Origin of the sequence: Streptomyces sp. CB01881 (genome assembly GCF_002953255.1) — a bacterium.
In the GTDB taxonomy this organism is placed as follows: Bacteria; Actinomycetota; Actinomycetes; order Streptomycetales; family Streptomycetaceae; genus Kitasatospora.
Genome location: NZ_CP026498.1, coordinates 365,017 through 377,792 on the forward strand (window position 1 = coordinate 365,017; position 12,776 = coordinate 377,792).

Consider the following 12,776-nt stretch of genomic DNA (forward strand, 5'->3'; position numbering starts at 1 on the left):
GACCTACCTCCGCCGGGTGGACCGCGTGGACGTCTTGGCGGCGGCCTTCTTCGTTGCGGTCTTCTTCGCTGCGGTCTTCTTCGCGGGCGCGGCCGTCTTCTTCCCCGGGGCCTTGGCGGCGGCCGTCTTGGACGGAGTCGAGCGGGTGGACGTGCGCTTGGCGGGCGGAGCCGACTTCGCGGGGGCCTTCTTCGCCGCCGGGGCCTTCTTCGCTGCAGGGGCCTTCTTCCTCGCCGGGGCAGCGGCCTTCTTGGCGGGCTTGTGCGCGGGGGCGGACTTCGACGCCGGTTTCGGGGCCGTCCGCGAGGTACGCGAGCGCGGCCGCTGCTCTTCGGCCTCGGCAGCGGCTCCCCGGGACCGCGATGCACGCCCGCGGCGTGGCGGTGCCTTCTCGGCTTCGCCCTCGTCCTCGAGCTCCTCCTCGAGCTCCTCCGGTTCCTCTTCTTCAGGTTCCTGCTCCTCCTCCGGCTCTTCCTCCTCGTCGTACGGCTCCTCCTCCGGCTCCTCCTCGTCGTACGCCTCCTCCTCCGGCTCCTCCTCGTCGTACGGCTCCTCCTCCGCCTCCGCTTCCTTCGGCTTGCCCACGTTCAGCGTGCGCTCCCGCAGGGAGTCCGCGAGTTCCCCGATGCGACGGTTGGCCGCCGCTGCCACCGCTTGCTTGCCGACGTCGAGCAGTTCACCCCGGACCTGCTCGTTCAGCTGGGCGACCTGCGGCACTTCGCCCAGGCGCCGCAGCCCCTCGGTGGCGAGCTCACGCGGATCGAGCCCGAACCGCCTGCCTGCGATGTACGTCGCGACGGCGAATGCGAGCCGCCCCTTCTTCGCGCGGCCGAGCACGTACCCGCCGGCGACCGCCGCCGCAAGAGCGACTTTGGTGGTGTCCTTCATGGGGTCGTCCTTTCCGGCACTCGCTCGCTCCGTGGACCGGTGCGACGCGAGCGACCTGCGCCCTGCGCCTCGTCCTGCCCGGGGGTGCTGGACGGGCCGTGCACCGACGGGACCGCGCGCAAGGGTGGGGCGGGTCAGGTCGGCGGCGCCGATGGGCACGTGCTCGGCACCCGCCCGGGTCGTGCGGCACCAGGCGGCCGAGAATGCGGCCCTGTGCCCTTGCCAGCGCTCCGTACTTCCAGTCTGGCCAGAGCAGCAGGCATGCGCCATGTGGGCAGTGGCCGTTTCCGTCAAGGACACCGGCCTGCGTCAGCCGACCAGACCGTCGCGGTTCTCGCCCACAACTGCGTACGGGGCCGGGGTTGCGGACCACCGCCGCCGCAGGCCGGGCGGGAACGGCTGTCACCGGAATCCATGAGGAATGCCGTCTATCATGGAATAGCTGCCGGCGGCCCCACACCGGCACCTCGCAGCGCGTCGCCTCCGATCCCGGAGAAGGAAATGGCCCCAGACAAGAGGGAGGACGGCGTCAGGCCCAGAAGGCCTGCCCGCACGGCTCCGACCTCTGCGCGCCCCAGCGGTGCCGGGACCCGGCGGGCGGCGAGCGAGGATCAGGACACGGGACGCCGCCCTCGGCGCCGGGTCTCCGCGGCGCAGGCGATGCGCGCCGCCGCCGAGCAACTCGCGGAGCTCCTGGGGCGTGTACCCGAGTCCGTTTCGGCGCTCAAGCCCTCCGAGGACGGATGGCGGGCCGACGTGGAGGTGGTGGAACTGGAACGCATCCCGGAGACGACCAGCGTGATGGCCAGCTACCGAGTGTCGCTCGACGAGGAGGGCGAACTGCTGGCGTACGAGCGGATCCGCCGGTACACCCGCGGACAGATCGACCGCCGTACCTGAGAGCCCGCCACCCGCGACGGAGCGGAATCGTCCGCTCCCACCGCGACGGCGGGCCGGCGAAGGGAGGCACCGTGACTGTGGTGCCACAAAGCTCAGCCGGTGTTTCCCGCAGCGGGAGCACCGGGAACCTCTACGACATCCTCGAACTGATCCTCGACCGCGGACTGGTCATCGACGTCTTCGTCCGGGTCTCCCTGGTCGGCATCGAGATCCTCAAGATCGATATCCGGATCGTCGTCGCCAGCGTGGACACCTACCTCCGGTTCGCCGAGGCGTGCAACCGCCTGGATCTGGAATCCGGGCGCAAGGCGCCGGCACAGCTCACCGACCTCGTCGGGGAAGTGACCGAGGGCGGAGCGCACGGCAAGAGCAAGGGGGCGATCAGCGGCGCCGTCGAAGCCATCACCGACTCCCTCCACCTGGGGCGCGACAAGGACGAGGAGGAAGAGGAAGAGGAACCCGAACCGAAGCGCGCGAGGCCCACCCGCCGGCCCACCAGGCGACGGGAGGAATGACGTGACCCTCTACGTCTACTCCATCACCGCCGCCACGCACCCCCACAACCTGGACGGCCTGACGGGAGTTGGCGAAGCGCCGGCCGAACTACGGACCGTGTGCGCGGACACACTCTGTGCCGTCGTGAGTGAAGCCCCCGAGGGCCTGCGGCCCAAGCGACGCGACCTGATGGCACACCAGGCCGTCCAGGAGCGCCTGATGACCACCGGCACCGTGCTGCCCTTGCGTTTCGGCTTCACCGCCCCCGACGACGCCGCCGTACACCGCGTCCTTGAGGAGCGCCAGGAGGAGTTCACCCAGCGCCTGTCGGCGTTGGAAGGCTGCGCCGAGTACCACCTGAAGGCGGCCATCGAGGAGGACGTGCTGCTGCGTCAGATCCTCCAGGAGTCGCCCGAGGCCAGGCGACTGAACGACGACATCAAGGCCGGCGACGCCGGCCCGGACCTCCCGCTGGCGCTCGGCGAACTCGTCGCCCAGGAAGTCCTCGCCCGCCACCAGGCGCTTGCCTCCGGAATCATCGAGGCGCTGCGCCCCCACACCCGCCAGGAGAGGATCTCCGAGCCCACCGGGGACGACTTCCTCAACATCTCCTTCCTGGTGGACAAGGAACACCAGGAGCTGTTCCTCGCAGCGGAGAAGGGGCTCACCCACGAACTGGGCCAGGACTTCGACTTCCGGCTGTACGGCCCGCTGCCCGCCTACAGTTTCGTCTAGCGGAGGCACTCCGTGGGCCTGTTCACCCAGATCCTGACACTCCCGCTCGCACCGGTGCGCGGCACCGTCTGGGTGCTGGAACGCGTTGTCGAGGCCGCGGAGGACGAGTACTACGACCCTGCGCCTGTCGAACGGGAACTCGCTGCACTCGAGAGGGCTCTCCTGGCGGGAGACATCGACGAGGAGACCTTCGACCGCCGCGAGGACGAACTCCTCGACCGCTTGGACGAGATCAGGGCCCGCAGACAGCCCGACGACGACACGTGACCCCACCCGCACGCACCCGGCAGCGAAACGAGGTCGAGCCGTGACAGACCCCATCGCCAACCGCCTCGGCTCCCTCCCCTCCAGGTCCGCTCCGCCCTACGGGCAGTCCTCCGCCAGCCTCGCCGACATCCTGGAACGCGTCCTGGACAAGGGCATCGTCATTGCGGGCGACATCCAGATCAACCTCCTCGACATCGAACTTCTCACCATCAAGTTGCGCCTGCTGATCGCCTCGGTGGACAAGGCCAAGGAGATGGGCATCGACTGGTGGGAGCACGACCCCTCGCTGTCCTCCCGGGCTGCCAGCGGCCCCTCCCTGGAAGAGGAGAACCGGTTCCTGCGCGAGCAGATCGAGGAGAACAGGCGTCTGCGCGAGCAGGTCAACGCCCTGCGCGCCGACCCTGCCGCCCTGTCACCCGCCGAGGAGCAGACCGAGAGCCGCGACAGAAGCACGCCCGTTGCCCGCCCCAAGCGAGCCGCGCCCAGAACCCGCAACACCACCCGAGGTGAGCCATGACCCCCGAGCGGCTCGCCTACACCTACGCTGTCGCACGGTCTGCCGCCGGCCTGCAGCGGACCGTGGAAGGCCTGGTCGGCGTCGTGGGCGCTCCGGTCCACCTGGTGTCCGGCACTCGCGGCGGGGACATCGTGGCAGCCGTGAGCCCCGTGCCCAGTGAGAACTTCGACGAGACCGCCCTGCCCCGTCACCTCGAGAACCTCGAGTGGCTGGAGGCCCTTGCCCGTTCCCACCACGGCGTCGTCGAGGCGGTCTCGGCGTGCACCACTGTCGTTCCGCTGCGCCTGGCGACGGTGTATCTCGACGACGACCGGGTGCGGAACATGCTCGACGACGGGCTGGAGGTCTTCGTGGACCGGTTGTCCCGCCTGGCCGGGTACGTGGAATGGGGCGTGAAGCTGTACATCGACGCCCCACCTGACCCGCCACCAGCACCCTCGCCCGGGTCCGGTCTCGGCCCCGGGCGTGCCTACCTGCGCCGGCGCCGGGCCGACCGGGACGCACAACAGGACGCCCTACGCGTAGCCGGGCGTGGGGCCGAGCTGATCGAGGAAGCAGCCCTGTCCCACGCCGTGGACCGTGTCCGGCACCGGCCGCAGGAGGGCGAGCTGGCCATCGAACCAGGCGTGAACGTCCTCAACGACGCCTACCTCGTACCACTGGACCACGGCAAGGCGTTCCGGGCCGACGTGCTGCGCTCGGCCGCCGCCCTGCCCGGGGTCCGCGTAGTCGTCACCGGGCCGTGGGCCCCTTATTCCTTCGCCGCCCCCGGCCTCCCGGAAGAGGCCACGCCATGAACGACCCTTGCGGCACGGCCCCCGGCCCGCGGCCGGCGGCCGTGCCGCAACGCCAGGCAGCCCTGATCGACCTGCTGGACCGGCTGCTCAGCGGAGGCGTGGTCCTCACGGGCGATGTCATCCTGTCCATCGCGGACATCGACCTCGTCCGGATCTCCCTGCGGGCGCTCATCCTGTCCGTCAGCGAACAGAACCCCGCCCCCCGCATGATCGGCCGCGCCCGCGGCGGGAACAGCCATGACCGGTGACGCGCGTCGGCCTCGCGGCCGGTTCGACGAGGTGGCCGAAGCTGCCGCCCGCGCCTTCCGTCTCCTGCCCGCGACATCCCACGACAGTCCGCCGCCGGCCCCCGGCACACCGCCGGGCCGGCCACGCAGGATCTCCACCGACCCGGAAAGGGTCGAACGGGACCTGATGAAACTCGTCCTCACCATCGTCGAACTCCTACGCCAGCTCATGGAGCGTCAGGCCATCCACCGTGTCGAGACCGGCGACCTCAGCGAGGAACAGGAGGAGACACTTGGAGCTACCCTCATGGCCCTCCACGACCGCATGGGCGAGCTCTGCGCCCGGTACGGCCTGACGATGGAGGACCTCAATTTGGACCTTGGCCCGCTGGGCACGCTGCTGCCGCCCTCCGACTACGGCGTGTCCGATAATTGATGATCTTGCGGGTTCGCGGAGCCAGCGGACCAGGGATACCAGGACGAGTCCGGCTCGGACGCGTCCTCGGCCTCGCCGGACTGGCCGCAGGAGCCGAACCGTCCTCAACGATGCCGCAGTGGACCAGTCCTGCGCGGATGCGGGGCGAGGCGCCCGGGCAAGGTAAGCCGCAACGGGATCCGGAAGCGGCGCGCGTGGCCGACGGCGGCTGCCTGGACGCCGGCCCCTGGTCAGCGGAAGACCGCATCAGCGACCTTCTTGAGGGCGCCTGGCTGTTCAGGCCGGCGGGGCGCTGTGGCGCGAGCCTCCAGCATGCGGGCCCCGATCGCCTGGAGCTCTGTGCGGCCTGCCTCGCACGAGCCCGCTACTGGTTTTGGTCCGAACCCGGTCTTGACGGGTCAGCGGGCGAGGGAGACGGCGAAGGGCTTGAAGCCGTGTCGGCGCAGGATGTGGGGAACCACGAGGATCATGGCCTCGGTGGCGCGGGCTGTGGTGATGCCGCCGAGGTCCTCGATCCATCCGGGCTGCCAGCCCAGGTCGCCGAGCAGGCGGGTGACGATCTCCTTCGCGTTCTGGTCATCGCCCGAGAGATAGGCGGTCGGCGGGACGGCCAGGGTTTCGGGAGCGGTCATGACCATGAACAACATGGTGTTGAGGGTCTTGACCACATGGGTGTCGGGGAGTGCGCCCTGGAGCTTCTCGGCGAGGCTGCTGCCGGGATAGCACAGGTCGCCGGGCAGGCCGTCATCGGCGTCGCGGGTGGCGTTGGAGACATCGACGAGCAGTTTTCCGGAGAGCTCGGTGCGCAGGCCGGCCAGGCGGTCCAGGGAGCTGTCGCCGGGCGTCGCGTTGATCACGATGTCCGCGGTGCGGGCGGTAGTGCGCTGGTCGGCGAAGGCAATCTGCGGGGCGATGCCGGGGGTAAGGCCTGCGGTGTCTTCCGGGTTCCGGACACCGAGGGTGACACGGTGTCCGGCCGCGGAGAGCTTGCCGGCGAGGTTGGCGCCGACGCGGCCGGCGCCCAGGATGCCGATGCTGGTCATGAGGTGATGCTCCTTGCGGTGTCGGGTGGGTAGAGCGGAGGTGCCCGATCAGGCGATGGTCGACAGGACCTTGAGGGCGGCGGTGTGGATGCCGGGGGCGGCGGCCAGGAAGTCGCGGCTGCCCGTGTTCCAGGGCTCGCCCGCCAGGTCGGTGACGGTGCCTCCGGCCTCGGAGACCAGCAGGGCGCCGGCGACCAGGCCGGAGCGGACGTCGGAGAACTGCCAGAAGGCGTCCGTGCGTCCGGCGGCGACGTGGATGAGCTGCATCGTGGCGGGAACGGACACGCGCACGACCAGGCTGTTGATGAGCATGGCGGTGACCGAGCCGCCGATCCGCCGGAAGGTGCGCTCGTCCTCGCCGGGCCTGGCCTGGCCGGTGCCGACGAGTGCGGCGCCCAGATCGGTCTTGGCGGACACCTTCAGGGGCCGGTCGTTGAGGCGGGCACCGCCGCCGGCGACGGCGGTGTAGGTGTCGCCGGTCAGCGGCAGGTGGACGACGGTGAGCGCCGGCTGGTTGTCGCGGACCAGGGTGGCGGTGACGGCCCAGTCCTCCATGCCGTGGACGTGGTTGATGTTGCCCTCGGCGGGGTCGACGACCCACCACTCCCCCGACGGGAGCGCACCGCCGGCCAGCTCGTCCTCGGCCCACTGCGATCCGGGCCGGGCCCGCAGCAGCGGCTCCCGCAGCACGTCCAGCACCGCGTCGTCATTGGCATGGATCTCAGCGACGACCTCGTCCAGACTCACGCCCCGGGCGTGCGAGGTGTGGCGGTCGCGCAGCGTGAGGCCTGCGGTCTTCACCGCGGCGGTCACCTCGGACAGGAGCGTCGTGTCGGCGGCGAAAGGCATGGCTGTGCTCATGGCGGGCTCCCTGGGTTCGATGTGTGCGGGCGGCTTGTCTCTCGCCTGCACTTCGAAGGTAGGGCCCCCGACCATTAACAACAAGTGCATGCTATTCACTTGTAGAGTTACTGCCATGCAACTGGATCTGAACCTGCTCACGGCCCTGGACGCACTGCTGGAAGAGGGCAGTGTCGCCGGCGCCGCAGCACGCCTCCACGTCACCGCACCAGCGATGAGCCGCTCCCTGGGCCGCATCCGCAAGGCCACCGGCGACCAGATCCTGGTCCGCACCGGCCGCAGCATGGTCCCCACCACCCGCGCGCTCGCCATGCGCGCCCAGGTCCACGCCCTCGTCCAGCAGGCCCACCAACTTCTCTCCGCACAACAAGAACTCGCCCTGACAGCTCTGGACCGGGTATTCACCGTGCGCTGGCACGACGCCCTGACCGCCGCCTGCGGCACCGCCCTGATCACCGCCGTCCACCACCAGGCCCCCGGCGTCCGGCTGCGCCTGTCCGCCGAACCCGGGACGGACGACGCCGAGCTGCGCCGGGGTGAGGTCGACCTCGAATCGAGCTCCAGCGCTCCGACGCTCCCGGACATCCGCCACCGCCTCGTCGGCAGGGACCGGCTGGTCGTCGCCGTCCGACCAGGCCACCCCCTCACCGAAGGTCCGCTGAGCATCGAGCGCTACGCAGCCGCCGAACACCTCACCGTTTCGCGACGCGGAAGCCTGCGCGACCCGATCGACGACGCCCTGACCACCCGCGGCCTCGAACGACGCGTCGTCGCCGCCGGGCCCACCGCCGCCTTCGCACTGCAACTCGCCCTCGACACCGACCTGGTCGTCACCCTCCCCCACGCGGTCACCCGCGCAGCCCGGGAACACCTCGGCCTGGCCACACTGCCGCCGCCACTCCCGCTGCCCGACGTCCCCCTGTACCTGCTGTGGCACCAGCGCTACGACGACGACCGCGCCCACACCTGGCTGCGAGACCTGGCCACCGAAACCGTCCAGACACTGTTCGCACCACCGACCGCCCCTCGACAGCCCCTCACCAACCGGACCGGGCAGTAACGGATACACCCGGGGAAAGGCCTGCGGCAGCTGACTCCTGCTCTCGTGAACATCACCTATTCGTGCGAGCGTGCGACTCCCCGTCTCACGTCGAAACGACGTCGTAAATCCGCGCGTACAAAGCCAGGCCCCGCTTTCCTGCCGTGGGCCGGGCGGCTTGCTGTCGGGTCGGGATCTGCGGCGCCGGCTCAGCTTGCGGTGGCGGGAAAGCTGTCCCACACGCGGTGGAGCGCGAGCAGGTCCCAGCCGCCGAGCATCCCCCGGCCCGTGTTGTTCCGCCGAACCCGGGAAGGCGCTCGATGAAACAGCCAGACCATTCCGCTTCCGTGACCGGCACGGGGTCGCTGCGCTCATCCACTCGGCGACCCCGGTGACCGGCCGCTCCGGGAGGAGCCGCGATGTCTCCCCACACATTGGCCGAGCCCCTGCACATCTACCTGAACGACCACCTGACCGGCGCGTTCGGCGGCGCCGCGCTCGCCGCCCGCATGGCCCGCACCCACCCGGGCAGCCACCACGCGGCGGACCTGAAGCGCCTGGCCCACGACATCGGACAGGACCGCGACGACCTCGTCCGGATCATGAACCGACTCGGCGTGCCCGTGCGGCACTACCGGACATGGCTCGGCCTCGCCGGTGAACGCCTCAGCCGCCTCAAGCCCAACGGCACCGTCATACGCCGTTCCCCGCTCAGCGACCTGATCGAACTGGAAACGCTGCGCACCGGTGTCGAAGGAAAGACCGCGTTGTGGCGGGCGTTGCGCGCGATCGCCGACACCGATCCGCGCCTGGACCAGGTGGAGCTGGACCGCCTTGCCGAACGGGCTGCCGAACAGGCCCGCATGCTGAACGGCTGGCACTACACAGTCAGCACTGCCGTCCTCAGGCACAGTACGGATCAGACCGACACCGGCAGGCGCAGCACCGCCCCGTGAGCACCGCGGTGCCACCGGAGTACGCCTCGATCAAGCTCACAACTCGCCTGCTGAACGCGGGAATCGAGCCGAGCATGGGAAGCGTGGGCGACTCGGTCGACGACGCCCTGGCAGATGTGGCGTCCCTGCTCGACGGGGTGCTCTGCGCCGGCACCGGCGCAGAGCACCGGCGGGCCGCGTACGGGCGGCGGCTGACCCATGTCGTCGACCGGCTGACCGACCGTCCTCGCCCGCTGAGCGAAGCCGAGGAGAACCGGGGACGCCGGCCCGGTCAGCGAGCGTCTGCACCGCCGCCTCGGCCCGGTCACGCAGCTGGCCCTCCGCAACAGGCTTGTGACATGGCGTGCCTGTTCGGCGCCAGGGGATCTTGAGTTCACCGATGCGCCCGGCCGACCGCCGCCGAGGCCGACGGCTCTGGGGCGTCTGTCCGTCCGGGCGCGGGCAACCAGAACGAGGAGGCCGTCGGCCGCGCCTTCAGGAGCAACGGCATCCCCCGCCAGCTGTTCATCACCACCGAGCTCTGGGTCCAGGACACCCCCGCCCAAGCGGTACAGCCCAGCCGGAACAGTGCCTGGCCAGCGACCCTGCCGGGGTGGGCGGCACCGCGAGCGCATGGCTGCGGCACACACAGTGGCGTCCCGTGCAAGGACGACCGCAAGCCGCTGGAGCCAGCGCCGATGCGGGCATGAGCCTCCTCGCGCCGACGGGCGCCCCGGCACGTGGCCGGGGCGCCGCGCTCGCCGTCGGCAACCAGCGCGCATTCCCCGTCGGGGTTCCGGGGGGCGTGCTCAGCCCGGGGAGATCCGACCTCGCCAGGCACCGCTCGAACCGCCGCGCTCCTCGATGTACCCCTTGAAGCGGCCGAGGTCGGCCTTGACCCGCCGGTCGACCATGCCGAGTGTGTCGGCCGCCGACTCGGCCAGACCCTCCGGCTCGAACTGCATCGCCAGACTGACCCGGGTGTGGTCGTCGTCGATCTTCCGGAAGGTCACCGTGCCCATCTGGTGCACGTCCCCGCCGACGGTCCGCCAGGAGACCCGCTCGTCAGGCAGCTGGTCGACGATCTCGGCGTCGAACTCGCGCTGGACACCCGCGATACTGGTCTTCCAGTGGGTGTGCCGGTCGTCGAGCTGCCGAACCTCCTCCACTCCGTCCATGAAGTTCGGGAACTCCTCGAACTGCGTCCACTGGTTGTACGCGGTGTGCAGCGGCACACCCACGTCGATCGACTCACGCACCATGCTCATGAGTGCTCCTCCTCGTGATCCTCCGTCAGTGCTTGGCGGCGTCCTTGACCTTCTCGCCGGCCTGCTTCAGGTCGCTCTTCACCTGGGTCGCCTTGCCCTCGACCTCCAGAGCCGGGTCGTCGATCGCCCGGCCGGCGGTCTCCTTCGCCTTTCCCTTCGCCTTCTCAGCGACGTTCTTCACCTTGTCTCCGGTGCCCATGGCATTCGCTCCTCCGCTCTCGGCCCGACCACTGCGGCGGGCGTCTCCGGGCGTCTGCTCGGACAGGAGGACCCGAAACCGTTCTGCTGGCGCGGGCTTGTTCCCGCCTGGCGCGGGTAGCCGCAGGAGGCCGTACTGTCCCTCTCCCCCCGCTCGGCACCGCAGCGCGCAGAAGGGAGAGGGACAGTACGGCCACTGCGCCTCGGTGTGGAGGAGGAGTACCTCCTTGTGGACGTCCGGACCCGTGCCACGGTGCCACGGGCGGCCGCCGTCCTGCGGGACGCGTCGCGGGTGCTCGGCCCCCGGGCGCAGGCAGAGTTCTACGCCACCCAGGTCGAGGGGTGGTCTGAGCAGCGACATACCGCGCGCCTGCCCCGGATCCGCCCAACCAATCGGCAGGAGCCTGCGACGGTCGGGTGGTACCGCTGGTGAGGGGCCGGCCCCGGGGACCCCTTCCCCGGGGCCGGCATCCACTGCGCCAGCGTCTCAGCGGATGCCTCGGCGGCGCGGAACCGCCCGCAGCGACAACAGCGCCCGGCCCGCGATCGCACCCCCGTACACCGAGAACCCCACCCCGATCAGCCACGACTGGACCACCAGGACCGTGCCGACCGGACCGTACGCGACCACGTTGGAGACGATCAGCGGCGCGAACACCAGCCGCGAGAACGCCCGCAGGCCGACCAGCGCGACGACGGTCGCGCCAGCCCCCGGAAGCAACCTGCGCCAGGCGACCCGCGTACCGAGCAGCAGCCGCTGCAGCCACCAGAACAGCAGCACCCCGCCACACACCGTGGCAACCACCTGCAGGGCCGGCTGCGCCGCCGTGTGTTCCCCGGGAACCCGGCTCCACGCGGCGACCAGGATGTAGCCGATCAGCCCGACCAGGGCCGCCACCTGCCGCCATGCGCTGAGCCAGGCGCCGGGCGGCAGCTGCCAGATCCGCTCGTAGGCGTTCTGCACCGCGGTCATCAGGCTGACCCCGAACAAGGCGAGGGCGGCAAGGCTGAGGCCGGTGGTGGTGCTGAGGACCTCGCGGCGCGAGGCGAAGAGCTGGCCCACAGCCGCCGAGGAACGGCCGGACAGGCCCAAACCGTCGGCGATCCAGTCGGCGATGCCGCTGCCGCGCGTCGGCGACGCGGCGGCGATCACCACGAGCAGCGGCACGAGGGTCACGAAGCACAGCGCCGCGAATGCCATTGCCCGGTGAAGCAACTCCACCTCACGCCCGCGGCGCCACGCCACCACGGCCACCCGCCGGGCATACCCGGTCATGGCACCGGGACGGCATGCAGGCACTGCATCGAGCGACCTCCAGGGGGATCGGCGAGCGGCTCGGCCACACCGGCGCTCACGTACACCCGGAAGGTGCCGGACTCGTCGGCATACACCGGCCGTCCGTCCGCCCCGGTCGTGTGCGTGAAATGCACCACGACAACCCGCGGCGGCGCATGGGCGCCAGGAGTGCCCGGGATCGTGACGGCGTATCGCTCGATGGGTGCCATAGCGGCCTCTGTATAGGCTTCCGCCCCCTTCGGTTGTGCAGCGCGCCTGCCCCGCCCCCAATCCGGCAAACAACCGGCCGAGGTCGACGCCCGGGAGGGGAGGGCCGCAGGTGGTGCCCCTCGCTCTACCATCTGCCGGCCGCGCGGGCCCCGGGTACCTCGATCCGACCCTGCCGTCCTCTTCGCTCGTGGGTTCCGCGACGTCCCGCCTCGGCACCGCGCCAATCCGTCCGACGTGCGGGACACTTGATGGGAGGAGCCGCCCGGCACCTACTGCATTCCCCCGCGGAGGGGCCGGCGCGGCCGGAGGAGGCGATGACATGGCCACTCCGGACGATCCGGAGCAAGCGGGCGAAGAGGCGCGGAGCCGGTCCGCAGAGGAACGAGCCATCGTGGCTCCAACCCCGGTAGCTGTCCGAGCCACAGCTGACGGCGACACGGCACAACCCGACGAGGAGACCCAGCGCGGGTCCGCGGAGGAAGGACGGATCGTGACTCCTACTCCGGCGGACGTCCGCACCGGAGAAGACGACGAGCATTCGGAACCGCCGCTGGGGGATTCCCAGGCACCATAAGGCTGCCGGGACGGGCTGAGCCCGTGCCGCTCTCTTTGGCGTCCCGCTGCTTGCAGCCGGCCACGCGCGCCCCTGCTCACGCGCCCCGG

At 70.7% G+C, this 12,776-nt stretch carries 18 protein-coding genes and 1 pseudogene; 12 read left to right on the plus strand and 7 right to left on the minus strand.

Annotated features, from left to right (window positions below; genetic code table 11):
• Window positions 1–3: 3 nt before the first annotated feature.
• On the minus strand, window positions 4–888 hold the full coding sequence (locus C2142_RS01705) for a histone protein (protein ID WP_153882744.1): 885 nt from the start codon (window positions 886–888) through the stop codon (window positions 4–6).
• Between the two features lie 501 nt (window positions 889–1,389).
• On the opposite strand from C2142_RS01705, the gene C2142_RS01710 reads away from it, so the two are divergent.
• The 8 genes from C2142_RS01710 to C2142_RS01745 all read left to right on the plus strand — a co-directional run bounded on the left by C2142_RS01710 (window position 1,390) and on the right by C2142_RS01745 (window position 5,262).
• Window positions 1,390–1,788 carry a gas vesicle protein gene (locus tag C2142_RS01710; protein WP_148640726.1) on the plus strand — a complete coding sequence of 133 codons (399 nt, stop codon included), beginning with the start codon at window positions 1,390–1,392 and terminating at the stop codon, window positions 1,786–1,788.
• 71 nt (window positions 1,789–1,859) lie between these two features.
• Window positions 1,860–2,303, plus strand: a complete 444-nt coding sequence (locus tag C2142_RS01715; protein ID WP_174315571.1) for a gas vesicle structural protein GvpA — start codon at window positions 1,860–1,862, stop codon at window positions 2,301–2,303.
• A gap of 1 nt (window position 2,304) precedes the next feature.
• Window positions 2,305–3,018, plus strand: a complete 714-nt coding sequence (locus tag C2142_RS01720; RefSeq protein WP_148640727.1) for a GvpL/GvpF family gas vesicle protein — start codon at window positions 2,305–2,307, stop codon at window positions 3,016–3,018.
• Window positions 3,019–3,030: 12 nt separating this feature from the next.
• Window positions 3,031–3,285, plus strand: a complete 255-nt coding sequence (locus tag C2142_RS01725) for a gas vesicle protein GvpG (RefSeq protein ID WP_148640728.1) — start codon at window positions 3,031–3,033, stop codon at window positions 3,283–3,285.
• 40 nt (window positions 3,286–3,325) lie between these two features.
• Window positions 3,326–3,802 (plus strand): gas vesicle protein, encoded by a 477-nt coding sequence (locus C2142_RS01730; protein WP_148640729.1) that lies wholly within the window; start codon window positions 3,326–3,328, stop codon window positions 3,800–3,802.
• Entirely contained in the window at window positions 3,799–4,599 is an 801-nt protein-coding gene (locus C2142_RS01735) for a GvpL/GvpF family gas vesicle protein (protein ID WP_148640730.1), read from the plus strand. Before C2142_RS01730 ends, C2142_RS01735 begins: the two co-directional genes overlap by 4 nt.
• Complete coding sequence (locus C2142_RS01740; protein WP_148640731.1) at window positions 4,596–4,847, plus strand: gas vesicle protein; 252 nt, start codon at window positions 4,596–4,598, stop codon at window positions 4,845–4,847. The genes C2142_RS01735 and C2142_RS01740 overlap by 4 nt, the downstream gene beginning before the upstream one ends.
• A complete protein-coding gene (locus C2142_RS01745) occupies window positions 4,837–5,262 on the plus strand; it encodes a gas vesicle protein K (protein WP_148640732.1) in 426 nt (141 codons plus the stop codon). The genes C2142_RS01740 and C2142_RS01745 overlap by 11 nt, the downstream gene beginning before the upstream one ends.
• Before the next feature lie 398 nt (window positions 5,263–5,660).
• Here C2142_RS01745 and C2142_RS01750 read toward each other — a convergent pair whose 3' ends face one another.
• Both C2142_RS01750 and C2142_RS01755 read right to left on the minus strand, forming a co-directional pair.
• A complete protein-coding gene (locus C2142_RS01750) occupies window positions 5,661–6,305 on the minus strand; it encodes an NAD(P)-binding domain-containing protein (protein ID WP_148640733.1) in 645 nt (214 codons plus the stop codon).
• A gap of 48 nt (window positions 6,306–6,353) precedes the next feature.
• A complete protein-coding gene (locus C2142_RS01755; RefSeq protein ID WP_148640734.1) occupies window positions 6,354–7,166 on the minus strand; it encodes an inositol monophosphatase in 813 nt (270 codons plus the stop codon).
• 115 nt (window positions 7,167–7,281) lie between these two features.
• Between C2142_RS01755 and C2142_RS01760 the strand changes: the two genes are divergently transcribed.
• The 4 genes and pseudogenes from C2142_RS01760 to C2142_RS39100 all read left to right on the plus strand — a co-directional run.
• Entirely contained in the window at window positions 7,282–8,226 is a 945-nt protein-coding gene (locus C2142_RS01760) for a LysR family transcriptional regulator (RefSeq protein ID WP_148640735.1), read from the plus strand.
• Window positions 8,227–8,624: 398 nt separating this feature from the next.
• Complete coding sequence (locus tag C2142_RS01765; protein ID WP_194235747.1) at window positions 8,625–9,161, plus strand: hypothetical protein; 537 nt, start codon at window positions 8,625–8,627, stop codon at window positions 9,159–9,161.
• Complete coding sequence (locus tag C2142_RS01770; RefSeq protein ID WP_148640736.1) at window positions 9,158–9,532, plus strand: hypothetical protein; 375 nt, start codon at window positions 9,158–9,160, stop codon at window positions 9,530–9,532. Before C2142_RS01765 ends, C2142_RS01770 begins: the two co-directional genes overlap by 4 nt.
• Window positions 9,533–9,610: 78 nt before the next feature.
• A pseudogene (locus C2142_RS39100) lies at window positions 9,611–9,703 on the plus strand (aldo/keto reductase); the annotation flags it as partial.
• 246 nt (window positions 9,704–9,949) lie between these two features.
• Here C2142_RS39100 and C2142_RS01775 read toward each other — a convergent pair.
• The 4 genes from C2142_RS01775 to C2142_RS01790 all read right to left on the minus strand — a co-directional run bounded on the left by C2142_RS01775 (window position 9,950) and on the right by C2142_RS01790 (window position 12,112).
• Complete coding sequence (locus C2142_RS01775) at window positions 9,950–10,408, minus strand: SRPBCC family protein (RefSeq protein ID WP_148640737.1); 459 nt, start codon at window positions 10,406–10,408, stop codon at window positions 9,950–9,952.
• A 25-nt stretch (window positions 10,409–10,433) separates the two neighbouring features.
• Window positions 10,434–10,607, minus strand: coding sequence for a CsbD family protein (locus tag C2142_RS01780; protein WP_148640738.1), 174 nt, complete (start codon window positions 10,605–10,607; stop codon window positions 10,434–10,436).
• Between the two features lie 486 nt (window positions 10,608–11,093).
• Complete coding sequence (locus C2142_RS01785; protein WP_241002315.1) at window positions 11,094–11,861, minus strand: YhjD/YihY/BrkB family envelope integrity protein; 768 nt, start codon at window positions 11,859–11,861, stop codon at window positions 11,094–11,096.
• Window positions 11,862–11,878: 17 nt separating this feature from the next.
• Window positions 11,879–12,112, minus strand: coding sequence for a DUF6296 family protein (locus tag C2142_RS01790; protein WP_148640740.1), 234 nt, complete (start codon window positions 12,110–12,112; stop codon window positions 11,879–11,881).
• Between the last annotated feature and the right edge of the window lie 664 nt (window positions 12,113–12,776).

Bases quoted from the DNA above. Each gene is read 5' to 3' on its own strand.
- C2142_RS01705 (WP_153882744.1), bottom strand. From the start codon at position 888: ATGAAGGACACCACCAAAGTCGCTCTTGCGGCGGCGGTCGCCGGCGGG.
- C2142_RS01710 (WP_148640726.1), top strand. From the start codon at position 1,390: ATGGCCCCAGACAAGAGGGAGGACGGCGTCAGGCCCAGAAGGCCTGCC.
- C2142_RS01735 (WP_148640730.1), top strand. From the start codon at position 3,799: ATGACCCCCGAGCGGCTCGCCTACACCTACGCTGTCGCACGGTCTGCC.
- C2142_RS01740 (WP_148640731.1), top strand. From the start codon at position 4,596: ATGAACGACCCTTGCGGCACGGCCCCCGGCCCGCGGCCGGCGGCCGTG.
- C2142_RS01745 (WP_148640732.1), top strand. From the start codon at position 4,837: ATGACCGGTGACGCGCGTCGGCCTCGCGGCCGGTTCGACGAGGTGGCC.
- C2142_RS01750 (WP_148640733.1), bottom strand. From the start codon at position 6,305: ATGACCAGCATCGGCATCCTGGGCGCCGGCCGCGTCGGCGCCAACCTC.
- C2142_RS01755 (WP_148640734.1), bottom strand. From the start codon at position 7,166: ATGAGCACAGCCATGCCTTTCGCCGCCGACACGACGCTCCTGTCCGAG.
- C2142_RS01760 (WP_148640735.1), top strand. From the start codon at position 7,282: ATGCAACTGGATCTGAACCTGCTCACGGCCCTGGACGCACTGCTGGAA.
- C2142_RS01765 (WP_194235747.1), top strand. From the start codon at position 8,625: ATGTCTCCCCACACATTGGCCGAGCCCCTGCACATCTACCTGAACGAC.
- C2142_RS01775 (WP_148640737.1), bottom strand. From the start codon at position 10,408: ATGAGCATGGTGCGTGAGTCGATCGACGTGGGTGTGCCGCTGCACACC.
- C2142_RS01780 (WP_148640738.1), bottom strand. From the start codon at position 10,607: ATGGGCACCGGAGACAAGGTGAAGAACGTCGCTGAGAAGGCGAAGGGA.
- C2142_RS01790 (WP_148640740.1), bottom strand. From the start codon at position 12,112: ATGGCACCCATCGAGCGATACGCCGTCACGATCCCGGGCACTCCTGGC.